This window comes from Paraburkholderia sp. BR10954, from assembly GCF_040965775.1.
Lineage (GTDB): Bacteria > Pseudomonadota > Gammaproteobacteria > Burkholderiales > Burkholderiaceae > Paraburkholderia > Paraburkholderia youngii.
The window spans coordinates 130,539-155,914 of sequence record NZ_JBFRCK010000021.1; the positions used below are offsets into that span (position 1 = coordinate 130,539).

Sequence of the window (25,376 nt, forward strand, 5' to 3'; positions counted from 1 at the left end):
GCGCGTGCGTGTCCGTGTCTATACGCCCAGTAAATCGTGCAGCACCGGCATCTTGCCTTCGAGCTCGCTAGCCCCGAAATGCTCGACGATCATGCCGTGCTCCATCACATAGAAACGATCCGCGAGCGGCGCCGCGAAGCGGAAGTTCTGCTCGACCATCACGATCGTGTAGCCGCGCGCCTTCAACGTGATGATCATCCGTGCAAGCGCCTGCACGATCACGGGCGCGAGCCCCTCCGAGATTTCGTCGAGCAGCAGCAGATTCGCGCCAGTGCGCAGAATCCGCGCGACCGCGAGCATCTGCTGTTCGCCACCCGAGAGCCGCGTGCCCTGGCTCATGCGCCGCTCGTGCAGATTCGGGAACATCGCATAGATTTCCTCGAGCGACATCATGTGCGCCTTGTCGCCGACGGGCGGCGGCAGCAGCAGATTTTCCTCGCACGACAGACTCGAAAAAATACCGCGCTCTTCGGGGCAATAGCCGATGCCGCAATGCGCGATGCGATGCGTGGGCAGGCCAATCGTTTCGCGTCCATCGATCCGGATCGAGCCGGTACGGCGGCCCGTGAGACCCATGATCGCGCGCAGCGTCGTGGTGCGGCCCGCGCCATTGCGTCCGAGCAGCGTCACGACCTCGCCGCGGCCTACCGACAGATCGACGCCGTGCAGAATGTGGGATTCCCCGTACCAGGCTTGCAGTCCCGCGATTTCCAGCGCGGGTGCGCCGCTTTTCGTTTCGTTCGCTTCGAGGCCTTCGCGCTCGACCGTCGTATTCATGCGTGGGCTCCGGCGAGCGCCGCGTCGGCGCTGCCCATGTAGGCTTGCATCACGAGCGGATTCTTCGACACTTCCGCGTAGCTGCCCTCGGCGAGCACTTCACCCCGTTGCAGCACGGTGATCGTGTCGGAGATACCGGCGATCACATTCATGTTGTGTTCGACCATCAGGATCGTGCGGCCCGCCGATACTTTCTTGATCAACGCAGTCACGCGGTCGACGTCCTCATGACCCATGCCTTGCGTCGGCTCGTCGAGCAGCATTAGTTCGGGCTCCATCGCGAGCGTGGTCGCGATTTCGAGCGCGCGCTTGCGGCCGTAGGCGAGCTCCACCGTCAACACATCGGCGAAATCGGTCAGGCCGACCTGAGTCAGCAGATCCATCGCGCGATCGTTCAGACGCCGCAACGTACGCTCGCTCTTCCAGAAGTGAAACGCGGTGCCGAGCGAGCGCTGCAACCCGATGCGCACATTCTGCAATGCCGTCAGATGCGGAAATACCGCGGAAATCTGGAACGACCGGATGATGCCGCGCCGCGCGATCTGCGCCGGACGTTCGCCGGTGATATCGACACCGTTGAAAACGATCTGGCCCGCGGTGGGTTCGAGGAATTTGGTGAGCAGATTGAAGCAGGTGGTCTTGCCCGCTCCATTGGGCCCGATCAGCGCATGGATCGAGCCACGGCGCACGCGCAGGTTCACGCCGTTCACGGCGACAAAGCCTTTGAACTCGCGGGTGAGGCCGCGCGTTTCGAGAATCGTATCGCCGAGAATCATGTTCCCTTCCATACGGAGTAAGGCGAAGCACTACGATCTTTCCGCGCGAAGTTCTGCGCGACTTGTTATTTTGGCGGCACCCCTTGCCGCTCGTTGGCGTGCTGCACCAATACGGACGGTGATCGTGGCGCGGCACGCAGCATGGCTGCCATTGTCGCCCCAATGATGCAGCGCATTCATTGGGATTTGCACTTAGTGGACGAGGCCTGCGGCGTGCGTGCGTGACATGCGGTTAGCACGCTTCACGAACGCGGCGGAAATCATGACCGATCCGCTCAGTTTCCATCGCACGTTGCATGTCACACAGATGACATCGACGCAGCCACACCCATTTGCGCTGCGATGCTGCCGCTCACGCGCGCGCGACGATCCTCGCGGATCATGTCGCTCGCACGTTCGGCGATCATCAGCGTCGGTGAATTGGTGTTGCCCGAGGTGATGTTGGGCATCACCGATGCATCGACGACACGCAAGCCTTCCACTCCGATAACCCGAAGCCGGTTGTCGACGACCGCGGCGGGATCGTCGGTCGTGCCCATGCGGCAGGTGCCGACGGGATGGAAGATCGTCGTGCCGACCGCGCCCGCGGCCTGCTGCAATTCTTCTTCTGTTTGATACTGCGAGCCCGGCAAAATCTCCCGCGGCTGATAGCGCGCGAGCGCGGGCGCCGCGACGATGCGGCGCGTCAGACGTAGCGCGTTTGCTGCGACGTGGCGGTCGTACCCGGTCGACAGATAATTTGGAGCGATCAATGGTGGGGCGGACGCATCGGCCGACGCAATATGAATGCTGCCGCGCGACGTGGGGCGCAGTTGACACACCGACGCCGTGAACGCATTGAAGCGATGCAGCGGTTCGCCGAAGCGGTCGAGCGACAAAGGCTGCACGTGATACTCGAGATCGGGGCGGGTCAGCGAGCGATCGTCGGCATCGGACTTCGCGAACGCGCCGAGTTGCGACGGCGACATCGACATCGGTCCGCTCTGAAACAACGCGTACTGCATGCCGATCATCAGCTTGCCCCACCAGTGCGCGGACATCGTATTCAACGTGCGCACGCCCTGCACCTGAAACGCCATGCGCAGTTGCAGATGGTCCTGCAGATTCTCGCCGACGCCGCGCAGATCCTGAACGATCTCGATGCCGAGATTCTGCAGACGCGCACCATTGCCGACGCCGGACAATTCGAGCAGTTGCGGCGAGTTGACCGCGCCGGCGGAAAGGATCACTTCACAACGCGCTTTGGCGACATAGTCGACCTCGGCGCCACGATATTCGACTCCGGTGCAGCGGCGGCCGTCGAATATGACACGCTGCGTGTGGGCACCAGTAATAACTGTGAGGTTCTCCCGCTTCAACGCGGGCCGCAAAAACGCCTTCGACGCATTCCAGCGAATGCCGCGCTTCTGGTTGACGTCGAAGTAGCCGACGCCGGTGTTGTCGCCGCGATTGAAATCGTCGGTGGCGGGAATGCCGGTTTGCTGCGCGGCTTGCGCGAACTCTTCCAGAATCTTCCATTTGAGGCGCTGCTTCTCGACGCGCCAGGGTCCGCCCGCGCCGTGCGCTTCGTTGGCGCCGCCGTGGTGATCCTCGCTGCGCCTGAAGACCGGCAGCACCGCGTTCCATGACCACGTGCTATCGTTGGTCACACGCGCCCACTCGTCGTAGTCTTCACGCTGACCGCGCATATAGATCATGCCGTTGATCGACGAACTGCCGCCGAGCACACGCCCGCGTGGATACGACAGCGTGCGGCCGTTCAGACCCGGCTCTGCCTGAGTCTTGTACAGCCAGTCCGTGCGGGGATTGCCGATGCAATACAGATAGCCGACCGGCACATGAATCCAGTGATAGTCGTCTTTCCCGCCAGCTTCTAGCAGCAGCACGCGGATCTCGGGATCTTCGGTGAGCCGGTTCGCCAGCACGCAGCCCGCAGTGCCCGCCCCGACAATGATGTAGTCGAACTCGCCTTCGAGCCGCCGTACGGCGCGAGGCGTACTGTCGGTATGACCCATCGTTCAGTCTCCTAAGCATTTTTTGCAGCGCAGGCGTGGAAGTTCGATCGCTTCCACGCTTGCGCCGCGACGCGCTTTTATTCGCTTTTACTCTTTTGCTCGCGCGTTCGCCGACTTTATGCGGCGCAAAGCCGCCAGCTTATTTGGCGACCGGCATCGTGAACTCTGCGCCCTTCGCAATGCTGTCGGGCCAGCGCTGCATGATGCTCTTGTAGCGCGTGTAGAACCGCACGCCTTCCTCGCCGTACGCGTGATGATCGCCGAACAGCGACTTCTTCCAGCCGCCGAACGAATGCCAGGCCATCGGCACCGGAATCGGCACGTTGATGCCGACCATGCCGATCTCGATCTGCCGGGAAAACGCGCGCGCAATGCCGCCGTCGGACGTAAATAGCGACACGCCGTTCGCAAACTGATTCGCGTTGATCAGCTCGACCGCCGAGGCAAAATCGGGCACGCGCACGACGCACAGCACCGGTCCGAAGATTTCTTCGCGGTAAATCTTCATGTCGGGCGCCACTTCGTCGAACAGCGTCCCGCCGAGGAAAAAGCCCTTCTCGTGCCCCACGACCTGATGAGCGCGTCCATCGACGACGAGCTTCGCGCCCGCGGCGACGCCAGCGTCGATATAGCCGACCACCTTGTCCCGATGCGCGCCGGTGACGAGCGGCCCCATCTCGGCCGCCGCTTCCATGCCGTTGAGGATCTTCAGGCTCTTCACGCGCGGCGTCAGACGCTCGATCAGTTCATCGGCGATATGCCCCACCGCGACCGCCACCGAAATCGCCATGCAGCGCTCACCGGCCGAACCGTAGGCGGCGCCGATCAGGGCGTCGACGGCCTGGTCGAGATCGGCGTCGGGCATTACGACCAGATGATTCTTCGCCCCGCCCAACGCCTGCACCCGCTTGCCGTGCTTCGTGCCTTCCGTGTAGATGTATTCGGCGATCGGCGTCGAGCCGACGAACGACAGCGCGCTCACTTCGGGATGCACGAGCAGTGCATCCACTGCGACCTTGTCGCCGTGCACGACGTTGAACACGCCGTCCGGCAGGCCCGCTTCCTTCAGCAGTTCGGCGAGCCGGATCGACGCGGACGGATCGCGTTCGGACGGCTTCAACACGAAGGTGTTGCCGCACGCGAGCGCGACCGGGAACATCCAGCACGGCACCATCATCGGGAAATTGAACGGCGTGATGCCGGCGACCACGCCGAGCGGCTGGCGCAGATTCCAGTTGTCGATGCCGCCGCCGATCTGATCGGTGAAATCGGTCTTCAGCAGGTTCGGGATGCCGCACGCGAATTCGACGATTTCGATGCCGCGCATCACTTCGCCCTTGGCGTCGGAAAACACCTTGCCGTGCTCGCGCGTGATCAGCTCCGCGAGTTCGTCGTGATGGCGGTCAAGCAGTTCCTTGAACTTGAACAGCACCCGCGCGCGTTTGATCGGCGCGGTTTCGCTCCACGCGGGAAACGCGGCTTTGGCCGCGGCAACAGCAGCGTCCACCTCGGCGACGCTCGCGAGCGGCACGCGCGCGCTGACGCTGCCGAGCGCCGGATTGAAGACGTCGCCGAAGCGCCCGCTCGTGCCTTCGACGGTCTTGCCGTTGATGAAATGGCTCAGCGCGCGTGCGCTCGCCGCGCTGCGTGCGGCGTCGTGCTGCGAGGTTGCGTCGGAATATGTCTCACTCATCTCGTTCCTCTTTTGCAGTGAAATCTACCGCTTCGCGCTCGATACCGCGCGCCGAAGCATTGCTCAACGCTCAGCGTACGGCGTCTGCAAGCGACAAATCCAATGAGTAATGCTCAACTGCGCTATAAGCCGCGCTAATATCAGGATATGGATCTGACTCTGCTTAGGGCTTTCGTCACCGTCGCACGCGAGGGCAACCTCACGCGCGCCGCGGTGCAGCTACATCTGACCCAACCCGCCGTCAGCCTGCAAATCAAGCACTTGCAGGAAACGCTCGGCGTGACGCTGTTCACGCGGACTTCCCACGGGCTCGCGCTGACGCGCGACGGCCAGGCGCTGCTGCCGCACGCCGAACGCGCGCTCGGCGCGGCAGCCGACGTACAGCGCGCCGCGCAGACGCTCCGCCAGGAAGTGCGCGGGCGCCTGCGCATCGGCACCATTCTCGACCCCGAGTTTTTGCGCCTGGGCGGCTTCCTGAAGCAACTCGTCGAGACCTGGCCGCAGATCGAAACCGCGCTGCGCCACGGCATGTCGGGCTGGGTACGCGAGCAGATTCGGGCGGGCGAGCTCGACGTCGGCTATTACATCGGCCTGCCCTCCGACGACGACACCCGCGACGGCGCCACGTTTCACGCGGTCACGCTCACGCATTTCCAGTATCGCGTGCTCGCGCCGGCGGGCTGGAAAGATCGCGTGAAGGGTGCGCGGGACTGGCGCTCGCTCGCGGCGCTGCCGTGGATCTGGACGCCGCCGGCGTCCGCGCACAACCGGCTGCTGTCGCGCTGTTTCGGCGAGGCGGGTGTGAAACCGGTCAAGGTGGCCGAGGTGGACCAGGAGCCGTCGATGCTCGATCTGGTCAAGTCGGGAGTCGGTCTCACGCTTGCGCGCGACGCGACGGCAATCGCCGAGGCGCATGCGCACGCGCTGACGATCGTCGATGGCATCACCGTGCCTACGCAGCTGAGCTTCATCACGCTGGACGAGCGCAAGGACGAGCCGGCGATCGCGGCGGCCTTGAAGCTGATCGATCAGCAGTGGGCGATCTGAGCGAGGACTGTCTGACGCGCTGCGATATGAGTCTCGCTAATGCCCGCACTCGTCCCGCCTGCCGCCCGGGTTGAAAGCATTCCGTCACGAAGTTTTTGCTAGATTGTCGGTTTGCGCTCGCGCAGCGCCCTCGTAGCGCTTTCCGTTCCGCCCGACCTCGTCCTTCCAGGCGGCTTCTTCCCGGCACCACCAGCGGCCCCGGAAGCCGTCGATCACTCCGCCCCTCCACAGGAGCCCACATGGCACGCAACATCGAAATCAAAGCCCGCGCCCAGCATTTCGACCAACTGCGCGAGCGCGCCGCGCAGCTCGCGACGGACGCGCCGCTGATCTTTCGCCAGCAGGACTTTTTCTACGACGTGCCGCGCGGCCGCCTGAAGCTGCGCCAGTTCGACGACGGCACGCCGGCCGAACTAATCTTCTACCAGCGCGACGACCGCGACGGCCCGAAGGCGTCGTACTACACGCGCAGTCCGGTCACGAATCCCGAAGCGATGCATGCGCTGCTCGCGACCGCGCTGACCACGCGCGGCATCGTCTCGAAAGAGCGGCACGTGTATCTGAGCGGGCGCACGCGGATTCATCTCGATCGCGTCGACGGTCTCGGCGATTTCGTCGAACTCGAAGTGGTGCTCGCGCAGGACGACGACGAAGAAGGCGGCCACGCCGAAGCGGAAGCGCTGTTCAAGAGTCTCGGCGTATCCGAAGCGGATCTGGTGCCGGTCGCGTATGTCGATCTGCTGAATGCCGACGACGAGCCGAAGCGGGCAGCATAAAGTTCGCGTGCCTGTAGGGGCCGCGGCGCGGCGCGCCCGGCTCCCTCTTCCTGCCGGTCGACACCGCCGGCAACGGCCTCAAGCCTTCAAACCGGCGCAGCCCCCGGCGCCAGATGCCCGAGCGGCAACGGCCCATTGCGCTTGAACGTGGTCAGCACGATATTCGAGCGCACGCTATCGACACCCGGCACGCGCATCAGCTTCTTCATCACGAAGGTCGACAGATAGTTCAGATCCGGCGCGACGATGCGCAGCAGATAGTCGGCATCGCCGACGACCGCGTGACACTCCAGTACCTCTGGCAGCACGTCGATCTGCTGCTGAAACTGCTCGATGATCGAATCGCCGTGATGCTTCAGCTTCAGGCTCGTGAAAGCGGTGACGCCGAGGCCGAGCTTTTCCGGCCGCAACACGACCCGATAGCCATCCACCACGCCGACCTGTTCCAGCCGCTGCAGCCGTCGCCCAATCTGCGACGGCGACAACGGCACCTGCTCGGCCAACTGCTGATGCGTGGCGCGGCCAAAGCGCTGCAGCACGTCGAGCAGCGCGAGATCGAAGTGGTCGAGTTCAAGCATGTTGATGTCCCGCAGAAATTGGCTAGTTAACGCACGATTATCGCATACCTCTTTGTTTTCACGCCTCACTTGCGCCCATTCCGCATGTACTCCGCTCTACACTCGCATGTACCGATTTCCTGCGATTTCCCCGTTAAAGCTTCGCCATGTCCGCCGCCAGCACCGCCAAACTCAAACAACAGTTCGACGCCGGTCTCGAGACCCGAGCCGACTATACGATCGACCAGCCGCTCGAACGCTACGGCACGGTTGACCATGCGGTCTGGCAACAGCTGTACGCGCGCCAAACCGCCTTGCTGGAAGGCCGTGCGTGCGATGAATTCCTCGCGGGCGTCGAGCGTATCGGCCTGCCGTCGGAGCACGTGCCGTCTTTCGACGACGTCAACGCGAAGCTGACGCCCTCAACCGGCTGGCGCATCGTCGCCGTGCCTGGCCTCGTGCCGGATCAGGTGTTCTTCGAGCATCTGGCGAATCGCCGCTTTCCGGTTACGTGGTGGATGCGCCGAACCGACCAGCTCGACTACCTGCAGGAGCCCGACTGCTTTCACGATCTGTTCGGCCATGTGCCGCTATTGATCAACCCGGTGTTTGCCGACTACATGCACGCGTACGGCCGCGCCGCGCTCGCCGCCAATGAAGCGGGCGCGCTGCCGCTGCTCGCGCGGCTCTATTGGTACACAGTGGAGTTCGGGCTGATCCGCGATGCCGCGAGTCCGAACGGCGTGAAGATCTACGGCGCCGGCATCGTCTCGAGCAAGGCCGAGACGGTATACAGCCAGCAAAGCGCGGCGCCGAACCGGCTCGGCTTCGCACTGGAACGTGTGATGCGCACCCGTTACCGCATCGATACGTTCCAGCAAACCTACTTCGTCATCGATGACTTCGCGCAACTGTTCCGCGTCGCACAAACGGACTTCGCGCCGCTGCTGGCGAAGCTTGCCAATGCACCGGCCTACGCAGCGGGCGACGTGCTCCACGGCGACCGCGTGATCTCGCGCGGAACCCGCGAGGGATGGCAAACCAGCGGCGACGTTTAAACGCCAAGCCGCCTTAGACCCACCCGGCCCGGCGCACGGCGAGCGTTGCACAATCGTGAAAAAATACCGGTTTCGCCCGCCTGCCGGCGAGCGTGTTCGATCAACGAGGTGACTCCATGATTCAGAAACTGACTTCCGACGAGCGCACCCAGCAACTGGGGAAACTGCATCGCTGGGAAAGCGTGGCGGAGCGTAACGCGATTCGCCGCACCTTCGAATTCGCCGATTTCAACGAGGCGTTCGGCTTCATGACGCGCGTGGCGATCAAGGCGCAGGAAATGGATCATCATCCGGAGTGGTTCAACGTGTACAACAAGGTTGATATCACGCTGTCCACCCATGAAGCGAACGGCGTGACCGAACGCGACATCGCGCTTGCGACATTCATCGACAGTGTTACTAGCTAATACAAATAATTACGGGCCCTTATGCGTGTTTATATACAACTTGCCGCGTAATCGGTCCACAATGAAAGGACAATGCAGGCAATACCCTGGGCAAACCTTCAGTTCTACAGGCTATCCTTAAGTTGAACGTAAGCTTCCCAGGCCTGCCTTGCAATCGGGTCAAAACGATCGAGTGATAGCGACTTCTGACGCTGTACAATCAGCAGCGCATACGGCTTGGATAGTGCGCTTGCCTCCTTGCACAGAACGTGTTCGTCGCCGCTCGAAGGTGAGCGGGCGCGCCAGAAGTTGATCGCGGCTTCCAGTTCGTGAATGCTGATCTCGGACATGACTTCGTGATGACTGGCACGGCGCTTCGAGTCGGCTCGACAGCTGCTTCGTGGGGCCGCTGCCGCCGCGTCGCACGCTGGCTGTGTTGCAGGCGCCCCGGCGAACCGCTTGCCAAAACGCCTAAACCCATTGTACTTGAGCGAAATCCATGCGACTCCTTCTGATCGAAGATGACCGCCCCATCGCACGCGGCATCCAAAGCAGTCTCGAACAAGCCGGCTTCACCGTCGACATGGTCCATGACGGCATCTTTGCCGAACAGGCCCTCACCCAAAACCGCCACGAACTCGTGATCCTCGATCTGGGTCTGCCGGGTATCGACGGCATGACGCTGCTGTCGCGTTTCCGCCAGAGCAACCGGCACACGCCGGTGATCATCCTGACCGCGCGCGACGAATTGAACGACCGCGTGCAAGGCCTGAACTCCGGCGCGGACGACTACATGCTGAAGCCGTTCGAACCGGCCGAGCTGGAAGCGCGCATTCGCGCGGTGATGCGCCGCAGCGGTCCACACGGTGACATGCCGCGTCCGGAAGTGTCACTGGGTGGCGTGCGGCTGTCGGGCGTCGACCGCCGCATCTTCAACGACGACAAACCGCTCGAACTGTCGCCGCGCGAATTCGCAGTGCTCGAAATGCTGCTGCTGCGTCACGGCCGCGTCGTCAGCAAGGCGCAATTGCAGGATCACCTGACGCACTTCGGCGGCGATCTCGGCGATACCGCGATCGAAGTCTACGTGCACCGTGTGCGCAAGAAGCTCGAGAACTGCCGTGTCGAAATCGTCACCGTGCGTGGCTTTGGCTATCTGCTGCAGGAAATCCGCCAGGCCGCATGATCGTCGTGAAGGCCGCGCATTGCGTCGCGGCCTGACGGCGCCGGACCGGCGCCGCGCATCGGCTGTGCCCGCTGCGCGTCGTGCCGGACCCCGGACTGTCTCAAGGCGCTCCGCGCCGTTGCTACCGCAGTTTCCACCGCAGTCACAACTTCCCCGCGCCTACGATCATGCACCAGCCGGCCGCCAATAGTCTGCGCCGCACGCTGCTGCGGCGCCTCGCTGCTCCCCTGTCGCTGCTCGCGCTGATGAGCGGCTTGATCGCCTACTGGCTCGCCTGGCAGTACACGCAGCACGTGGTCGACCGTTCGCTCGCGGACCTCGCGACCGCTATTTCCAAACAGATCCAGATTGCCGGACCGGAAGCGCCGATCACGGTGCCGCCGCTCGCGCAAGCGATGTTCTCCGACCCGGTCGAACATCTGGTCTACCGGATCAGCACCGGCGACAGCGAAATCGCCGGCGACCATAATCTGCCGCTGCAAGGCATCAACGTGCGCCGCATGCATTACGCGTACGTATTCGAGACGCAGCACGAAGGCGTGACCGTGCGGGTCGCTCAGGTGCGCGTCGAGCAGCCGAGCGGCAATCCGATCGTCGTCGAAGTCGGGCAGCCCGTGCATCACCGCTACCGCATCGCCGCGGAGTTCCTGATCGCGATCATGATGCCGTTGCTGCTGCTGCTGCTCGCCGGCTGGGTGATCGTGTGGCGCGTCGTCAATCAGCAGCTCAATCCGCTGACCGCGCTCGCCGATTCGCTGAACCGGCAAACGCACACGTCGCTCGAGCCGGTCGACGAAACGTATGTGCCGGTCGAGATCCGTCCGCTGACGGGCGCGCTGAACGCGCTGCTCGATCGTCTGAAAGCCGCCCTCGATGCGCAACGTAAATTCATCGCCGATGCCGCGCATCAGCTGCGCACGCCGCTAACCGCGGTCAAGCTGCATGCGGAGCAGGCGGTGGTCGCGCGCGATCCGCAGCAGACGCTCGCCGCCGTGCGTGAACTGCGCGCCGCGGCCGATCGCGCCGTGCGGTTGTCGAATCAATTGCTGTCGCTCGCGCGCGCCGAGCCGGGCGAACAGGCGGCCCGCTTCGTCAATGTCGACATGGCCGCGCTCGCCTTTGACACGGGCGCCGAATGGGTGCCGCGCGCGCTAGCGGTACACGTGGACCTCGGCTTCCAGCGCCTCGACGATCCGTCGAACGACGACCCGTTGATGGCGCGCGGCAACCCGGTACTGCTGCACGAAGTGATCGCGAATCTGCTCGATAACGCGCTGAAGTATGTGCCGCCTTCGCGGGCCGACGGCGGACGCATCACGGTGACGGTTTCGCAGACCCTGATCGACGATCTGCGCATGGCCGAGATCGTCGTCGAAGACAACGGGCCGGGCGTGCCGCGTTCGCAGCAGGCGGATCTGTTCAAGCGGTTCTTCCGCGGCGACGGGCAGACCGAGGCGGGCGTCGAAAGCGGCGCGGGTCTGGGCCTTGCGATCGTCCACGACATCATGGTGCTGCATCACGGCAGCGTGCATTACGAGGACGCGCCGGAGGGTGGCGCACGCTTTATCGTGAGGATTCCGTTGCTGCCGCCCAGTGCGTCGGCAGACGCTGCCACCGCCAGCGATGCCAACGAACGACGCGCCACGAAAAAACCGGCGCACTCGGCGCCGGTCGATTTGTAGAAGGTTTGCCGGGCTGCCCCGGCGGCATTCGCCTTGGCGCCTCGATCAGCGCAGACAGCTAACGCCGCGCGCCGGCCCGTGGCTCATTTCTTCTTCGATTTCTTCGCCGATTTGCTGGACTTCTGGTCCTTGTCGGCAACTTTACCCGACTTGCTGCCGCCCTTGCCCTTTTGCGGCGGCGCCAGCATCGTGCCGCGGCACTTGCGCGCGCCGCAACGGCATTCGTATTCCTTTTTCAGCTTCTTCGTCTGCCGCGCGTCGATCACGAGGCCGTAGTCGTAAAAGATTTCCTCGCCCTCCGCGATATCGCGCAGCGCATGCACGTATACGTGTCCGTCGATTTCCTCGGCTTCGCAGTTCGGCGCGCATGAATGATTGATCCAGCGCGCGCTATTGCCATTCACCTTGCCGTCGATAACCTTGCCGTTATCCAGCGCGAAATAAAACGTGTGATTCGGTTCAGCCGGATTATGCGGATGACGGCGCAACGCTTCTTTCCAGGTAATCCGCTCGCCCTTGTATTCGATCAGTCGTTCGCCCGCCGCGATCGGTTCGAGAGCAAACACGCCTTTGCCGTGCACACCCGAACGGCGCACGGCGATCCTGCGTGAATTCATTGAATGAATCCTTGTGAAGAACTGGGGGATCAAGTCTGGCAATCGTCAGGCGCGTCTCGCGCGCGGCTTTTTCTGACGCGAATAGCAAACGCGGCGCCCTGCGAGCGCCGCGTCGACTTGCGACGCGCATCGCGCCACAACCGGCATCCTACACGCTGTCGACGGCTTCCTTCAACCGTCGGCCGATGCGTGTGTTCAACGTGCGACGAGCGTCACCGTTGACCGAACGTAATGTCGCCGAACAGCGCTTTCTGGTCGCGCGGTTGCGAACGCCAGTATTGCGGCGGCGCTTCGACGGTCGCGCCGAGGTTGGCGGCCGCATGCCACGGCCAGCGCGGGTTATAGAGCAGCGCACGAGCCAGCGCGATCAGGTCGGCATCGCCCGCTTCGATCAGCTGCTCGGCGTGCAGCGGATCGGTGATGAGCCCGACGCCGATCGTCGCGAGACTGGTTGCGTGCTTGACCGCCTTCGCGAATGGAATCTGATATCCCGGCTCGAGCGGAATTTTCTGCAGCGGCGACACGCCGCCCGACGACACGTCGATCCAGTCGCAGCCGCGCCTTTCGAGCTCGTGCGCAAACGCGATCGTGTCTTCCAGCGTCCAGCCGCCTTCGACCCAGTCGGTCGCCGACACGCGCACGCCGACCGGTTTGTCGGCAGGGAATGCGGCCCGCACGATGTCGAAGATTTCGAGCGGGAAACGCATGCGGTTTTCCAGCGAGCCGCCATAGTCGTCGGTGCGCTGATTCGCGATCGGTGACAGAAACTGATGCAGCAGATAGCCATGCGCGGCATGCATTTCGAGCGCATCGATGCCAAGACGCGCGGCGCGGCGCGCGGACGCGGCGAACGCCTCGCGAATCCGGTGCAGGCCGGCGACATCGAGCGCAAGCGGCGGCTCCTCGCCTGGCTTGTGCGGCAGCGCCGACGGCGCATGCGGCAGCCACCCGCCTTGCGACACCGGAATCAGCTGGCCGCCTTCCCACGGCACATGGCTCGATGCCTTGCGGCCCGCGTGCGCCAGTTGCATTGTCACGTTGATGTGCGAATGCTTGCGGATCGCGGCCAGCACCGGCACGAGCGCCTCTTCGGTCGCGTCGTCCCACAAACCGAGATCGCCGGGGGTGATGCGGCCATCCGGTTCGACGGCGGTCGCTTCGATGCACAGCATGCCGGCGCCGGACAGCGCGAGCCCGCCGAGGTGAATCATGTGCCATGAGGTCGCTTCGCCGCGCTCGGCGGAGTACTGGCACATCGGGGAGACGACGATACGGTTGGGAAGCGTCACGCTACGCAGCGTGAGCGGAGAAAAAAGCGCGCTCATGGATTACGTCCAGTGAAAGCCCGAGAGCGATCGAGCATAGCACCGCACGCGGTTTGCTGCAGAAAGGGGGCACCTCGCTGGCCACTTACGTCGCCATTCGGCCAGCCATTCAGATCTTCGTCTCGACCTGATCGAGCCATTCGCCGAACATGCGGCACCCGGCGGCTTCGAGCGCGGGACCGTATCGAGCGGTGTCGGCGCGCAGCTGACGCGCGTCGATGCCGTGACCCGAAAGTTCATTGGCATTGCCAATCAGCCAGGGTTCGAACCGATCGGTGCGGATCTCGGGATGACACTGCAAGCCCAGCACGTGATCGCCCCATGCGAAGGCCTGATTCTCGCAGGTAGGAGTCGAAGCCAGACGGGTCGCGTTGGTGGGCAGATCGAAGGTGTCGCCGTGCCAATGCAGCATCGACGTATGAGCGCCATCAAGATGACGCAGTGGCGAGGCGCGGCCCGCATCGGTCAGCGTAAGCGGTGCCCAGCCTAGTTCGGCCTGAGCCGCGGGGTAGACGCGCGCACCCAACGCCCGGGCGATCAGCTGTGCGCCAAGGCAGATACCAAGTGTCGGCAACCCGGCCGCGATGCGCTTTTCGATCAACGACAGCAGCGGCGCTAGCGTGGGGTACAGCGCATCGTCGGTGGCGCTGATGGGGCCGCCCAGCACGACCATCAGCGACGCGGCAATCGGATTGGGCGCCTCGATACGGGCGACGCCCACGTCGAGATAGCGGACCGGACGCCCGCGCTCGCCGAGCACGAGCTCAAGACTGCCCAGATCCTCGAAGTGCACATGGCGGATGGCGAGTACTTCCCGATTCATCGGCCTGCCCTATCTTCAGGTTCACTAACGACTTGCCGCCAACGACTTTATCCTTGCACGGCACCAGCCGGCAAGCAGGCGGCGTATACCGCCCGCCGTAGCCGGCCAGGTCATGTTAGCGGATTGTTCCGAAAGACGCCGGTTATTGGGCGAAGATCTTCCAGGTCTTCTTCTGGGTGGCTACGTCCGCCGTTTCGTGCACGGAGCAGTCGAGACGCACATCGGTATCCGACATGTTCAGGTCGAGCAGCGCACAATGATGCGGCGTCTTCTTCGGATTCTTGCTTGCCTGGAAATGCGTGCAACTCAGGCACATGCGATGCGACGGAATCGTGTTTTGCGCTTCGAGCTGATAGATGGTCTTGAGCAGCGTGCGATAGAACACGGACTGTTCGTCCTCGCGCAGCGTGCCGACCGCCTTGGACAGGAAGTCCGGCCATTGCGCGGCGCGTTTGGCAGCGGTGCGGCCACGCGAGGTCAGGCGTACCGCGAGCGCGCGACCGTCGTCGAGTGCGCGACGCTTTTCGACGAGACCCTTGGTCTCGAGCGTGCTGACCGCATCGCTGGTGGTCGCGGCGGTCAACGCCGTTTCGCGCGCGATCTCGCCGAGACGCATCGGCCCCTTGCGTTGCATCAGCAGCACGAGGATCTCACCCTGGGTCGGCGTCAGGCCCGCGCCTTCCGCCCATTCCCAAGCCTGGCTTCGCATCGCCGTGCTCAATCGCAAGAGGCTGTGGGTTACTCGCCCGTTTGCCTGTTCTCCGTATACGCCTTCGCTCATAATCTTCGATTCGTTTATTTACCGCTTTGGTGCGATGCCGGCGGTTGCCTGCCGGGGTACGCCCGTCGCGTGTGTGGGTAGCTTCGTCCAACCGCGGATGAAGCCGTTTGTACTATCTCAAAAATACACCGCCTTGGAAGCCGAAGGCGGCGAAAAACGACATTCTATGCGAGACCTGCAAATCGTACAGCTAACTTATCCAACGCGAGCTGTGGATAAGCAGGGGAAAACGTTTGGATAGCCTGTGTACCGTTTTGCAACAAGCACTTGCAGCGTGTCGAGCGTTTCCTCGGTTGCGCTTGCCAGGCTTGACCGGAGCGTCTCTCGTCAGCCTGGTTATCAATTCCCCAGAGCATTGACTTTGCAGGTATTTATTCAGTTGTCCACAGCCTTTGGCAACGCCTGCTCACTGCCCCTAGGCTGGTATACGTAAACTTTCGACAAACCTGAAGGGTTGCGCGCACGAAAAGTCATAAAAATTTTTTTACGAAAAAAAACCCGCACGGGGCGGGTTTCCTCGGAACGTCGCGTAACTGACGCACGCAAACGGTTTCATGAGGTCTTCGCGGCTAGGCTCGCCACTGCAAACACTGCTGCCGAACCGCTTCATGCAAGGACTTCTCCTGCGCAAACACGCTGCGCAGCCACGTCGCGTCGTTGACCTGGCCACGCGCGATCGCGCCGACTTCGGCCAGCGCATTGACCGAGCCGAGCGCTTGCGCATGCGATCCGATCTGTTCGAGCGTTTCGAGGATATCTTCGGAAATCGTCTTTCGTTCACCGGTTTGCGGATTGATGCAGGTGCCGCCGAGTCCGAAACGGCAGGCTTCGAAACGGTTGAACGTGTAGACCAGATAGTCGTCTTCCTGCGGCGTGATCGGCTTGTCGAGCAGCAAATGACGCGCGAGCGTCTGGATGTAGCAGGCGATCGCCGCGGCGCGATCCACCGAAAACGGCGTATCCATCACCCGAACCTCGATCGTCCCAAATCCCGGCTTCGGACGGATATCCCAGTAGAAATCCTTCATGCTGTTGACCACGCCCGTGTGGACCATCTTCGAGAAATACTCCTCGAAGCTGTCCCACGTCAGCACGAACGGCGCGCGGCCCGACAGCGGAAACGCGAACACAGAATTCAGTCGTGCCGAATGAAATCCGGTATCGACACCCTGTACGAAAGGCGACGACGCGGACAGCGCAATGAAATGCGGGATAAAGCGCGACATCGAATGCAGCAGATACAGCGCGCTGTTCGGATTCGGGCAACCGATGTGCACGTGCTGGCCGAACACCGTGAACTGCTTCGCGAGATAGCCGTACAGCTCGGAAAGATACTGAAAACGTGGCGTATCGACGATCTGCCGCTCGCTCCATTGCTGGAAGGGATGCGTTCCGCCGCCGCACAGACCGACGTTCAGATGGTCGGCCGCGGATACCAGCGTGTCACGAATCTTGCGCAGATCGGCGACCGCCTGTTCGTGCGACGTGCAGATGCCGGTCGACAGCTCGATCATGCTTTCGGTGATTTCCGGCGTGATGTTGCCGGGGATTTTTTCGTCCTTGATGAGGCGCAGCAGATCGGTGCCGGCTTTGGTCAGATCATAGTCGTGCGTATTGACGATCTGCATTTCGAGTTCGATACCGAACGTGAACGGTTTCGAATCGATGAAGGGTTCGAGTGACATGGCGTTCCCTGAGTCAGGTCGTTTGAGGCGAAGGAATTGAAAAGACGGGTTCGTGAAACGCGCATGGCACCCACGCGCGTTTCACGCTCACCCCACGCGCCGCTCGGCGACGAGCGCGAGGCTGCGATAGACGAGCCACGGCCCGAGAATCTGCAGCACGAAAATCGAACACATGACGATCGCGCGCAATTGCGGATCGAAGCTCGGATACAGGTTGTACGTGTCGTCGACGAGCAGATACGCGAGCGCCGACATCGGCGACAACGACAGGCCGAGTGCGATGCCCTGCTTCAGATTCAGGCCGCTCGGCTTCGCGAAAGCCAGCACGCCGACCAGCTTCGCGACGAGGCGAGCAACGATCAGGCCCAGCGCCGCCACTCCGCCCAACGCGATGTGCCTCCATTCGAACGACGTCAGCGTCAGCACGAACAGGATCACCGTCAGCAGCCACCCCGCGGTGCCGAAATGCTGCGGCCACAACTGCGGACGCGCTTCGTGATTCTTCACGATGATGCCCGCGGCGAGCAGCGCGAGAATCGTCGATAGCTTGAACAGATGCGCGATTGCGATCGCGAGCAGCACGAGACCGAACAGCGCGACGAACGAATGCTCGTCGTGCATGTTCAGGCGCCGATAGAAGAACGTGCAGGTGCGCGCGAGCAGATACGCGAGCACGAGCGAGCCGACCAGCAGGTACAACGGCTGCAGGATCGTCGCGAACACGTTGCCGTAAACCTCCTGATGCAGCCAGCTCGACACGAGCTTTTCGATCACGACCGCGTACATGCTGTTCAGCGCGGTCAAGGTCAGAAGACGCTGCGTGACCTGTCCTTCGGCGCGCAGTTCGGTTTTGAGCTGGATCACCATCGCGGGAGATGTCGCCATCGCGATCGCGGCCAGTACGGTCGCGACCATCAGCGGCACGTGCAGGAATAGGAGCACCGGCAGCACCAGCACGAAGGTCAGCGTGGCTTCGGCCACGCTCGACAGAATCAGCCACGGATTACGGCGGATCCAGCGCAGATCGAGCCGGCTGCCCAGTTCGAACAGCAACAGGCCGAGCGCGACGTCGAGCAGCGGCCGCGCGGCGCTCGCGGAATCCGCATCGATTACGCCAAAACCGGCTCCGCCGGCTATGAGGCCGATCACCGCATAGCCGGAAATGCGTGGTAAACGCCACGCGCGAAAGCAAAGCTCGCCGCACAGACCAGCGACAAGCAATGCGAGACCTGCCCAGAAAATGGCGTCGGGTGAAAGCGGCCACGCTGGCAGAAACGAAAACGCCGAATTCATCGTAATGGGTTCTCCTTGGCAGCAACGGCAGACGACGCGAACCGGCGCACACGCACGCCGTGGCACGAGCGAACCGAGAGCGCTCGTTGTCGCAAGCGCTTCGCGAAGTCAGCGTTGCGAGGTTTCAATGATCGGATGATCGGAATGCGCCGCGGCCGCAAAAAACCGCACTGAGTCGGGCACATTCACGGGATGCGGCAGTAGCAACAGGCACGGTGAAGGAACGCCGTCGACCTTGAATCAGATTCTGTTTGACCGGCACCGTTCCGTTGCTGCGCGTGCCGTCAGATGCGGTGGCACGACGCGGAAAAGAACGGGGATTGTGCCATAGCTTGTTCCGCGTTAACCGAAAAGACGTTAACTCGCTGGCAAAACGGTAAAAAAGTACGTTATTTTCATACCGAACGGAAAAAGCGACCTTTTTTCGCGGTATCCCGTCAATTTCGACAACATCGCGAACGGTGAATCCGCTCCCTGGCATTACGTTCGCGTGTGTGACCTTGATGCGCGGTTTGATCTGCGTTTTTTTGCGCTCTTCCCAGGTTAACGGCGAGCATCGAGTAATCCGTTTACGTGAGCTCGAACGAAATTCATCCAGCCCGATAGGCGGGGTGCTAGCCCCCGTCTTTGCTGTTTACTGGTTTACCGTATGTATACGTAGTAACAGTTAACAAGCTGCCTCCGTTTCTGTGGATAACCTATGTTTACCGAAATAAATCATCATGTTGTCGGCCGCATAACCGGATGGACAGCATGTGCGGCTGCGGCCGGTATACGCGCGCAACTTTTCGCACTTTTTCGCGATGTCCCAGTTACCCCGTTTACGTCCACAACGGCTCCACACCACTTGCGCCGGTTAACTGCGCGGTTATCCACAGGTTGCGGTGGATAAGCGGAGGTGTCGGTTAACGTGGTTTGCAGCGCGGGCGGAGTTAACGTGCCGGGCGTTAACTCCGCGATGGTCGAAGCCGGTTAACCGATCGTCCCCTGTCGCAACGAACGCAGCAGAAAACGCGCGGGGTCGATGTCCTCGGCGAGATCGCGTTCCAGCGGCCACGGCTCGCCTTCGATCTGTGAGGCGATCAGTTCAGCGCCGAGCGCGGCCCATACCAGCCCGCGAGAACCATAAGCGAATGCGCCGTATAGACCGTCGACGCGCGGCAGATCGAGCGGCCATGCGCCGCGCAGGCGAGCAGCATCGCGTGCGGCAGCGGCTTCGTCGGCGAGCTGGCCGATCATCGGCATGCGGTCCGAGGTCACGCAGCGAAACGCAACGCGTCCGCTGAGCGAGGTCAGCGACGCGTCATCGAGTGCGCTTGCGAACGACGGCAGCATCTGCGCGACGCGCTCGAGATTCTCGCGGTGACCGTCCGCGCGCAGCGACGTGTCGGGGTCGTCGAGCTCATAGGTCGCGCCTGTCAGCGTGACGCCGTTCGCGAGTGGCACGGCATAGCCTTCGCCGATCACCGGCAGCGCGAGCGGCGCGACGGTCCCCGCCGGCAGCAAGCTCAACTGACCGCGAATGCTGCGAGTCGGCGCATGACGCAAGCCAGCGATGCGCGCAGCTTCATGCGCACCGGCGACGATCACGACCGGCGCTCGCGCGACCACCTTTCCCGCGATATCGAAGACGGTCCACTGGTCGCCGCAACGTTCGAGCCGCGCGACGTCGACGCCGAAGCGTCGTTCGAGCAAGCCGCCTGCCGATGCCAATTGCGCCGCGCAAAGAGAGGCGGGATCGATCCAGCCGCCGCGCGGAAAGAGCCAGCCGCCACGCGCGAGCGGCATGCCGGCGAGTTGCGCTGCATCGGCCGCGGAGACCGGCGTCACGTAGTCGGACGGATAGCGAAACGTGGCGATGGCCGCGCCGATCGCGCGCGATTCGTCGTCGTCCGCGGCGATCTGCAGCAGCCCGCGATCTCCGCGGGCCAGTCGATGCCCTGCGTTTTCGAGTGCGGTCCAACGATTGAGCGAGTACAGAAAGCCCGCCCGCGTGACGCGCGACGCGACACTGTCGTCGCGCGAAATCATTGGGTGGAATACGCCGGCCGGATTGCCCGACGCATCCTGCGCAACCGACCCGTGCCGCTCGAGCGAAGTCACGCGCCAACCGCGTGCCGCAAGCCGCTCGATCACTGCGCAGCCGGCCAGCCCCGCTCCGATCACGACCGCATGTCGTTCATCATGGCCGAACGGCGCGGGCGGTTCATAACGGCGCACACGCCAGCGCGGCGCGAAGCGTCCGACCAGCATCGCGCGTTTCCAGCCGAAGCCGTCGACCTTGCGATATTCGAAGCCGCATTGCGTCAACGCGCGTTTGACGTCGCCCGCGCTGCTATAGGTGGAGAAGGTCGCGTCGTCGCCGGCGACGCGCGCCAGCGCCTTGAAGATCGCCGGACTCCACAGTTCGGGATTTTTCGCGGGCGCGAAACCATCGAGATAAAAAGCATCGGCACGCAGCCGCAATGCGGGCAGGCTGTCGAGCGCATCGGCGAAGATCAACGTCAGCACGACGCGGCCGCCTTCGAATTCCAGCCGGTGCGCACCGGGCACGAGCATCGGCCATGCGTTCGCGAGCGTGTCCGCGAGTTGGGCGATGAGCGGATCGGAGATCGTCGATGCGTGGACGCGGCGCAGATCGGCGGCGCTAAACGGATGCTTCTCTGTCGACACGAAATGCAGCCGCTCGCAGCGTGCGGGATCGGCGCGCCACGCGGCCCACGTGACGAGAAAGTTGATGCCGATGCCAAAGCCGGTTTCGAGCACGGTGAAGGTTCGACGGCTCTGCCATCTTTCGGGCAATTCGTTGCCGCGCAGAAAGACGTAGCGAGCCTGCTCGAGCGCGCCGACGGCGCTGTGATAGATGTCGTCGTAGTGCGGTGAAAAGGGGCTGCCGTTGTCGCGGAAAGCGAGGACGGCGGGGATCAGCGGATCGGTCATGCGCGACGGGAAAACACGCTCAAAAGATCGCTCGAAAGAGCGGGTTCGATGGTCGGCGTCGGCCCGCACCGCGCGCGAGTCACCGCAAAAGACCCATCAGGACGCTTTCAGACGCTTTGCTGCGTTGGCAAAAACCAACGCTAACCCCCGCCAGGACTGGGTTTCAGCCCTCGTTTAGGGGGTGCTGAAGGGCAAAATTTCGATTTACTTGCAAGAACGGCCCGAAAACCGTGCAATTCCTCGAAACCCTTATCCTGATTGGGTTTGCGCTGCGCTATCATAGCAAGCGCCGCGAAGGGAGCGGCAGCACGGCCGCCGAACAGTATCCTGTCCGGCGTGGGAGATCTTCAGGATCGGGGCCGCAGCTGCTCGACGGCGCGGTGCGCGCACGTATAATCGGCGCGGTCGCGCTGTTCGTATCAACCTAAACTCAGAAAGGAACCTTAATGAACAAACAGGAACTGATCGACGCTGTCGCAGGACAGACGGGCGCCAGCAAGGCTCAAACCGGTGAAACGCTGGACACGTTGCTTGAAGTGATCAAGAAGTCTGTGTCGAAGGGTGAGGCGGTCCAGTTGATCGGCTTCGGTAGCTTTGGTTCGGGCAAGCGCGCAGCGCGTACGGGGCGTAATCCGAAGACCGGCGAAACCATCAAGATCCCGGCTGCCAAGACTGTCAAGTTCACTGCAGGCAAGGCGTTCAAGGACGCAGTCAACAAGCGCTAAGCAGACTACTGCCGGGCAGTTGACACCCGCGAGAAAAACCCGCCAGTGGCGGGTTTTTTTTCGTCCGTGCATGAGGTTCGAATGCGCGGCGTGCTTCGTTCAGTCATGAGGATGCGCGTTCTTGCCGTGGTCATGTCCACAATGCTCGCAGTCGTCGCCGTGTCCGTGATGTTGATGGTGATGCTTGTCGTGATCGTGATCGTGATCGTGGTCGTGGTCGTCGAACTCCCATGCCGGGAACGGATCGGGGAACTGCTGCCAGGCTTGCGGCCCGAGCGCGTATTCGTCGTCGGTGAGCAGACAGGCATCGAACTTCGCGCGCCAGAGGGCGGGGTCGATATCGACGCCGATCAGGGCGAACTCCTGACGACGATCGCCGATGCTCATATCCTCCGGCTCGCCGTACCAGTCGGCGGCGATTTCGGCGGCCAGCTCGTCGTCGCCTTCCGGCCATTCGCTGCGATCCTGGGCGGCCCACCACATGCCCGCGGGGCCGTGCCGGCAAGCACCACCGGCCTGCGAGAGCGAACCGCCGATATCGTTGCGCGTCGCGAGCCAGAAGAATCCCTTGCTGCGCAGTACGCCCTTCCACTCCTGGTGCAGCAGCTCCCATAGCCGCTGCGGATGAAACGGCCGGCGTGCGCGATAGACGAAATAGCCGACGCCGTATTCGTCGGCTTCGCTGTGATGCATGCGGCCATCTTTACCGCCGTGCTGATTCTCGTGCTTGTGCTCGAGCGCCGCGAGCCAGCCCTGCGCATTCGACGCTTCGTCGAAATCGAAGCGTCCGGTGTTCAGCACCTGATCGAGCGGCACGTCGGCAAAGCGGCTCACGAGCTGCACCGCGCGCGGGTTCAGGCGCGCGAGGATGCGCTGCAAACGCGCGAGCTCGTCCGCGCTGACGAGATCAATCTTGTTCGCGACGAGCACGTCACAAAACTCGATCTGCTCGATCAGCAACTCCACGATCATGCGGTCGTCGCCTTCGTCGACCGTGACGCCGCGTTCGGAGAGCGCATCGGCAGACGCGTAATCGCGCAGAAAGTTGAACGCATCGACGACCGTGACCATCGTATCGAGCCGGGCGGCTTCGCTGGGCGATGGGGCTTCGTCGCCATCGAATGTAATGGTCTCGGCAATCGACATGGGCTCGGCGATGCCACTCGATTCGATCACCAGCACGTCGAAGCGCTTTTCGCCGGCGAGGCGACGGATTTCGCTTTGCAGATCGTCGCGCGGTGTGCAGCAAATGCAGCCGTTCCTGAGTTCGACGATCTGCTCGTCGACGCCCGACAGCTCGGCCGCATCACGCACGAGCGCCGGGTCGATATTGACGTCGGCCAGATCGTCGACGATCGCGGCGACGCGCAAACCGGCGCGATTCGCGAGGATGTGGTTCAGGAGCGTGGTCTTGCCAGCGCCCAGAAAACCGGAGAGCACGGTGATGGGCAATAGCGGCTGGTTCATCGCGGTACGAAATACGGGAAGATTGGAAGGCGTGCGGGGCGTGGGGTCAAATCGTCGGCGTCGCTGCGACGGCGCGACAAAAGCACGAAGTCGCATTGTGCATTAAAATGCGTGCGGCTCGTGCGAGCGACAGCGTTGGAATGGCTTACTGCGCGGGCATCAACTTCCAGCTGCGCAGAATCGCAGCGATCTGTTGCGCGTATTTGTCCCGCAGCGTCGGCGTCTCCGAGTGGTATGCTCCGACCGCCTGCCAGGTATTGCCGTACTTGTTCATCTGGCGGCGCAGATGCCACGCCGCGATGTACACGTTCTTGCACGGCTCCATCAGCGTGCCCTGCGAGATCCCGTACTGGGCGAGCACCGGCAGATGCACCGAATTGATTTGCATCACACCGTAGTCGGTCGAGCCGTTCGCGTTCTTGTGCTGCGCATCCGGCCGGTTGTGCGACTCCTGCCACGCGATAGCCCGTAAGATCAGCGGATTGACCTTCTGATACTTCGCCGCTTCATCGAAGCAGTCGGCGCGCGCGGAACCGGCTGCGGCGAGCAGCGCGAGCATGGCGGCAACGGTGACGAGCGGACGTTTCATCGGTCAATAGGACTAAGCAAACCCGAGGTAAGAATCGGTAAGGCAGTTCACCGACCGCCGTCTCGGCCGCAACGGCAAGCTGGCCGGGCGTTTGTCGAGCATCGGGGAAAACCCGCGTCAGCAAACAAATAACAGTGGGTCGAACGGCTCGTATCATACCGGCAGTCCGACCTTCGTCAAGTTGGCTAACCGACATAAGACCGCACAAAGCCGGGTAATGGCGTGAGTGTGCGGTGGCGGGTAGCTTTCAATTTAATAACAGCTCTGCGATCTTCGTGGATTCGCATGGGGCCCCTTGTTTTGTTTCAATTCCGACATGAAAAGCTGTTACTGTTCGATTTTTTCGGACGTCGGGACGCTGGAGCTCGAAGCGAAACTCGCTTTTAGGGCCGGCTCACAAACCGACCGAGCGGTAACTTGCCGCCGGGTCCGCATCGCATGACCGTCGGTGGCAGAGGCTGCCGGCATCGATATCACATCCCATGAGAAGAAATTGTATGACTTTGCGTCGGGTGGCAACGGCGCTGCTGGTGGCTGGACTGATCACCGCGCAAACTGCACAGGCGCAGGTGACACTCAACTTCGTCAACGCCGACATCGACCAGGTTGCCAAGGCGATCGGCGCGGCGACCGGCAAGACGATCATCGTCGACCCGCGGGTGAAGGGCCAACTGAACCTCGTGTCCGAAAATTCTGTGCCTCAGGATCAGGCGCTCAAAACCCTGCAGTCCGCGCTGCGCATGCAGGGGTTCGCGCTCGTGCAGGATCATGGCGTGCTGAAAGTGGTGCCCGAGGCCGACGCCAAGCTACAGGGCGTGCCGACCTACGTCGGTAACGCGCCGACGGCGCGCGGCGACCAGGTCGTCACGCAGGTCTTCACGCTGAGGAATGAGTCGGCCAACAATCTGCTGCCGGTTCTGCGTCCGCTGATCTCGCCGAACAACACGGTCGCGGCCTACCCCTCCAACAATACGATCGTCGTCACCGACTACGCCGACAACGTGCGGCGCATCGCCCAGATCATCGCGGGTGTCGATAGCGCGGCCGGCCAGGCGGTTGCAGTCGTGCCGCTGAAGAACGCGAATGCGATCGACATCGCGCAGCAGATGAACAAGATGCTCGATCCGGGCTCGATCGGCAGCACGGACGCGACGCTCAAGGTGTCGATCTCGTCCGAT

Annotated in this window: 24 protein-coding genes; 9 read left to right on the forward strand and 15 right to left on the reverse strand. The window is 62.6% G+C overall.

The annotated features are described in order from the left end of the window. Positions 1 to 18: 18 nt before the first annotated feature. The 4 genes from AB4Y34_RS26070 to AB4Y34_RS26085 form a co-directional block, all read right to left on the reverse strand. Complete coding sequence (locus tag AB4Y34_RS26070; RefSeq protein WP_018432439.1) at positions 19 to 777, reverse strand: ABC transporter ATP-binding protein; 759 nt, start codon at positions 775 to 777, stop codon at positions 19 to 21. Beyond that, entirely contained in the window at positions 774 to 1,553 is a 780-nt protein-coding gene (locus AB4Y34_RS26075) for an ABC transporter ATP-binding protein (RefSeq protein WP_018418872.1), read from the reverse strand. The genes AB4Y34_RS26070 and AB4Y34_RS26075 overlap by 4 nt, the downstream gene beginning before the upstream one ends. Before the next feature lie 299 nt (positions 1,554 to 1,852). Then, complete coding sequence (locus AB4Y34_RS26080; RefSeq protein WP_368717650.1) at positions 1,853 to 3,568, reverse strand: GMC family oxidoreductase; 1,716 nt, start codon at positions 3,566 to 3,568, stop codon at positions 1,853 to 1,855. 139 nt (positions 3,569 to 3,707) lie between these two features. Next, positions 3,708 to 5,261: a CoA-acylating methylmalonate-semialdehyde dehydrogenase gene (locus AB4Y34_RS26085; protein WP_368717651.1), complete on the reverse strand. Its 1,554-nt coding sequence runs from the start codon at positions 5,259 to 5,261 to the stop codon at positions 3,708 to 3,710. A gap of 147 nt (positions 5,262 to 5,408) precedes the next feature. On the opposite strand from AB4Y34_RS26085, the gene AB4Y34_RS26090 reads away from it, so the two are divergent. Both AB4Y34_RS26090 and AB4Y34_RS26095 read left to right on the forward strand, forming a co-directional pair. Further along, the gene (locus AB4Y34_RS26090; protein WP_176380007.1) at positions 5,409 to 6,308 is read left to right on the forward strand and encodes a LysR family transcriptional regulator; all 900 of its coding nucleotides are present in this window, start codon (positions 5,409 to 5,411) and stop codon (positions 6,306 to 6,308) included. A 239-nt stretch (positions 6,309 to 6,547) separates the two neighbouring features. Next, a complete protein-coding gene (locus AB4Y34_RS26095; protein ID WP_176380006.1) occupies positions 6,548 to 7,084 on the forward strand; it encodes a class IV adenylate cyclase in 537 nt (178 codons plus the stop codon). Between the two features lie 86 nt (positions 7,085 to 7,170). Here the strand turns inward: AB4Y34_RS26095 and AB4Y34_RS26100 are convergent, their stop codons facing one another. Next, the gene (locus tag AB4Y34_RS26100) at positions 7,171 to 7,662 is read right to left on the reverse strand and encodes an Lrp/AsnC family transcriptional regulator (protein WP_013090976.1); all 492 of its coding nucleotides are present in this window, start codon (positions 7,660 to 7,662) and stop codon (positions 7,171 to 7,173) included. A gap of 146 nt (positions 7,663 to 7,808) precedes the next feature. Here AB4Y34_RS26100 and phhA point away from each other — a divergent pair, with 146 nt between their 5' ends. Both phhA and AB4Y34_RS26110 read left to right on the forward strand, forming a co-directional pair. After that, the gene (phhA, locus tag AB4Y34_RS26105) at positions 7,809 to 8,699 is read left to right on the forward strand and encodes a phenylalanine 4-monooxygenase (RefSeq protein ID WP_368717652.1); all 891 of its coding nucleotides are present in this window, start codon (positions 7,809 to 7,811) and stop codon (positions 8,697 to 8,699) included. A gap of 92 nt (positions 8,700 to 8,791) precedes the next feature. Next, positions 8,792 to 9,106: a 4a-hydroxytetrahydrobiopterin dehydratase gene (locus AB4Y34_RS26110; protein ID WP_368717653.1), complete on the forward strand. Its 315-nt coding sequence runs from the start codon at positions 8,792 to 8,794 to the stop codon at positions 9,104 to 9,106. A 104-nt stretch (positions 9,107 to 9,210) separates the two neighbouring features. Here the strand turns inward: AB4Y34_RS26110 and AB4Y34_RS26115 are convergent, their stop codons facing one another. Then, entirely contained in the window at positions 9,211 to 9,435 is a 225-nt protein-coding gene (locus AB4Y34_RS26115; RefSeq protein WP_176109909.1) for a DUF3717 domain-containing protein, read from the reverse strand. Between the two features lie 149 nt (positions 9,436 to 9,584). Between AB4Y34_RS26115 and AB4Y34_RS26120 the strand changes: the two genes are divergently transcribed. Then, positions 9,585 to 10,271, forward strand: a complete 687-nt coding sequence (locus AB4Y34_RS26120; protein ID WP_013090980.1) for a response regulator transcription factor — start codon at positions 9,585 to 9,587, stop codon at positions 10,269 to 10,271. Between the two features lie 167 nt (positions 10,272 to 10,438). Next, positions 10,439 to 11,953, forward strand: coding sequence for a sensor histidine kinase (locus tag AB4Y34_RS26125; protein ID WP_176380002.1), 1,515 nt, complete (start codon positions 10,439 to 10,441; stop codon positions 11,951 to 11,953). 83 nt (positions 11,954 to 12,036) lie between these two features. Here AB4Y34_RS26125 and AB4Y34_RS26130 read toward each other — a convergent pair whose 3' ends face one another. The 7 genes from AB4Y34_RS26130 to mnmC form a co-directional block, all read right to left on the reverse strand. Then, a complete protein-coding gene (locus tag AB4Y34_RS26130; protein WP_176380001.1) occupies positions 12,037 to 12,570 on the reverse strand; it encodes an SET domain-containing protein in 534 nt (177 codons plus the stop codon). A 212-nt stretch (positions 12,571 to 12,782) separates the two neighbouring features. After that, a complete protein-coding gene (locus tag AB4Y34_RS26135) occupies positions 12,783 to 13,895 on the reverse strand; it encodes an NADH:flavin oxidoreductase/NADH oxidase (protein ID WP_176380000.1) in 1,113 nt (370 codons plus the stop codon). A gap of 109 nt (positions 13,896 to 14,004) precedes the next feature. Continuing rightward, positions 14,005 to 14,718 (reverse strand): glutamine amidotransferase, encoded by a 714-nt coding sequence (locus AB4Y34_RS26140; RefSeq protein ID WP_368717654.1) that lies wholly within the window; start codon positions 14,716 to 14,718, stop codon positions 14,005 to 14,007. 142 nt (positions 14,719 to 14,860) lie between these two features. Then, a complete protein-coding gene (locus tag AB4Y34_RS26145; protein ID WP_176109905.1) occupies positions 14,861 to 15,499 on the reverse strand; it encodes a MarR family winged helix-turn-helix transcriptional regulator in 639 nt (212 codons plus the stop codon). Between the two features lie 569 nt (positions 15,500 to 16,068). After that, positions 16,069 to 17,184 (reverse strand): YbdK family carboxylate-amine ligase, encoded by a 1,116-nt coding sequence (locus AB4Y34_RS26150; RefSeq protein ID WP_176109904.1) that lies wholly within the window; start codon positions 17,182 to 17,184, stop codon positions 16,069 to 16,071. 87 nt (positions 17,185 to 17,271) lie between these two features. Beyond that, positions 17,272 to 18,477 (reverse strand): cation:proton antiporter, encoded by a 1,206-nt coding sequence (locus AB4Y34_RS26155; protein WP_176109903.1) that lies wholly within the window; start codon positions 18,475 to 18,477, stop codon positions 17,272 to 17,274. Between the two features lie 972 nt (positions 18,478 to 19,449). Next, on the reverse strand, positions 19,450 to 21,417 hold the full coding sequence (gene mnmC, locus AB4Y34_RS26160) for a bifunctional tRNA (5-methylaminomethyl-2-thiouridine)(34)-methyltransferase MnmD/FAD-dependent 5-carboxymethylaminomethyl-2-thiouridine(34) oxidoreductase MnmC (RefSeq protein ID WP_368717655.1): 1,968 nt from the start codon (positions 21,415 to 21,417) through the stop codon (positions 19,450 to 19,452). Between the two features lie 230 nt (positions 21,418 to 21,647). On the opposite strand from mnmC, the gene AB4Y34_RS26165 reads away from it, so the two are divergent. Both AB4Y34_RS26165 and AB4Y34_RS26170 read left to right on the forward strand, forming a co-directional pair. After that, positions 21,648 to 21,845: a hypothetical protein gene (locus AB4Y34_RS26165; RefSeq protein ID WP_176109901.1), complete on the forward strand. Its 198-nt coding sequence runs from the start codon at positions 21,648 to 21,650 to the stop codon at positions 21,843 to 21,845. Positions 21,846 to 21,863: 18 nt separating this feature from the next. Next, entirely contained in the window at positions 21,864 to 22,142 is a 279-nt protein-coding gene (locus tag AB4Y34_RS26170; RefSeq protein ID WP_013090989.1) for an HU family DNA-binding protein, read from the forward strand. A gap of 99 nt (positions 22,143 to 22,241) precedes the next feature. On the opposite strand, the gene AB4Y34_RS26175 is transcribed toward AB4Y34_RS26170, so the two are convergent. Both AB4Y34_RS26175 and AB4Y34_RS26180 read right to left on the reverse strand, forming a co-directional pair. Then, complete coding sequence (locus AB4Y34_RS26175; RefSeq protein WP_368717656.1) at positions 22,242 to 23,609, reverse strand: GTP-binding protein; 1,368 nt, start codon at positions 23,607 to 23,609, stop codon at positions 22,242 to 22,244. Between the two features lie 145 nt (positions 23,610 to 23,754). Next, on the reverse strand, positions 23,755 to 24,198 hold the full coding sequence (locus tag AB4Y34_RS26180) for a lytic transglycosylase domain-containing protein (RefSeq protein ID WP_368717657.1): 444 nt from the start codon (positions 24,196 to 24,198) through the stop codon (positions 23,755 to 23,757). Positions 24,199 to 24,695: 497 nt separating this feature from the next. Here AB4Y34_RS26180 and AB4Y34_RS26185 point away from each other — a divergent pair. Further along, positions 24,696 to 25,376 (forward strand): secretin N-terminal domain-containing protein (locus AB4Y34_RS26185; protein WP_368717658.1); only part of this gene is annotated, 681 nt, incomplete at its 3' end.

Excerpts from the sequence above, each read along its gene's own strand:
- AB4Y34_RS26070 (WP_018432439.1), bottom strand. The coding sequence starts at position 777 with ATGAATACGACGGTCGAGCGCGAAGGCCTCGAAGCGAACGAAACGAAA.
- AB4Y34_RS26075 (WP_018418872.1), bottom strand. The coding sequence starts at position 1,553 with ATGATTCTCGGCGATACGATTCTCGAAACGCGCGGCCTCACCCGCGAG.
- AB4Y34_RS26080 (WP_368717650.1), bottom strand. The coding sequence starts at position 3,568 with ATGGGTCATACCGACAGTACGCCTCGCGCCGTACGGCGGCTCGAAGGC.
- AB4Y34_RS26085 (WP_368717651.1), bottom strand. The coding sequence starts at position 5,261 with ATGAGTGAGACATATTCCGACGCAACCTCGCAGCACGACGCCGCACGC.
- AB4Y34_RS26090 (WP_176380007.1), top strand. The coding sequence starts at position 5,409 with ATGGATCTGACTCTGCTTAGGGCTTTCGTCACCGTCGCACGCGAGGGC.
- AB4Y34_RS26095 (WP_176380006.1), top strand. The coding sequence starts at position 6,548 with ATGGCACGCAACATCGAAATCAAAGCCCGCGCCCAGCATTTCGACCAA.
- AB4Y34_RS26100 (WP_013090976.1), bottom strand. The coding sequence starts at position 7,662 with ATGCTTGAACTCGACCACTTCGATCTCGCGCTGCTCGACGTGCTGCAG.
- phhA (WP_368717652.1), top strand. The coding sequence starts at position 7,809 with ATGTCCGCCGCCAGCACCGCCAAACTCAAACAACAGTTCGACGCCGGT.
- AB4Y34_RS26115 (WP_176109909.1), bottom strand. The coding sequence starts at position 9,435 with ATGTCCGAGATCAGCATTCACGAACTGGAAGCCGCGATCAACTTCTGG.
- AB4Y34_RS26120 (WP_013090980.1), top strand. The coding sequence starts at position 9,585 with ATGCGACTCCTTCTGATCGAAGATGACCGCCCCATCGCACGCGGCATC.
- AB4Y34_RS26125 (WP_176380002.1), top strand. The coding sequence starts at position 10,439 with ATGCACCAGCCGGCCGCCAATAGTCTGCGCCGCACGCTGCTGCGGCGC.
- AB4Y34_RS26130 (WP_176380001.1), bottom strand. The coding sequence starts at position 12,570 with ATGAATTCACGCAGGATCGCCGTGCGCCGTTCGGGTGTGCACGGCAAA.
- AB4Y34_RS26135 (WP_176380000.1), bottom strand. The coding sequence starts at position 13,895 with ATGAGCGCGCTTTTTTCTCCGCTCACGCTGCGTAGCGTGACGCTTCCC.
- AB4Y34_RS26140 (WP_368717654.1), bottom strand. The coding sequence starts at position 14,718 with ATGAATCGGGAAGTACTCGCCATCCGCCATGTGCACTTCGAGGATCTG.
- AB4Y34_RS26145 (WP_176109905.1), bottom strand. The coding sequence starts at position 15,499 with ATGAGCGAAGGCGTATACGGAGAACAGGCAAACGGGCGAGTAACCCAC.
- AB4Y34_RS26150 (WP_176109904.1), bottom strand. The coding sequence starts at position 17,184 with ATGTCACTCGAACCCTTCATCGATTCGAAACCGTTCACGTTCGGTATC.
- AB4Y34_RS26155 (WP_176109903.1), bottom strand. The coding sequence starts at position 18,477 with ATGAATTCGGCGTTTTCGTTTCTGCCAGCGTGGCCGCTTTCACCCGAC.
- mnmC (WP_368717655.1), bottom strand. The coding sequence starts at position 21,417 with ATGACCGATCCGCTGATCCCCGCCGTCCTCGCTTTCCGCGACAACGGC.
- AB4Y34_RS26170 (WP_013090989.1), top strand. The coding sequence starts at position 21,864 with ATGAACAAACAGGAACTGATCGACGCTGTCGCAGGACAGACGGGCGCC.
- AB4Y34_RS26175 (WP_368717656.1), bottom strand. The coding sequence starts at position 23,609 with ATGAACCAGCCGCTATTGCCCATCACCGTGCTCTCCGGTTTTCTGGGC.
- AB4Y34_RS26180 (WP_368717657.1), bottom strand. The coding sequence starts at position 24,198 with ATGAAACGTCCGCTCGTCACCGTTGCCGCCATGCTCGCGCTGCTCGCC.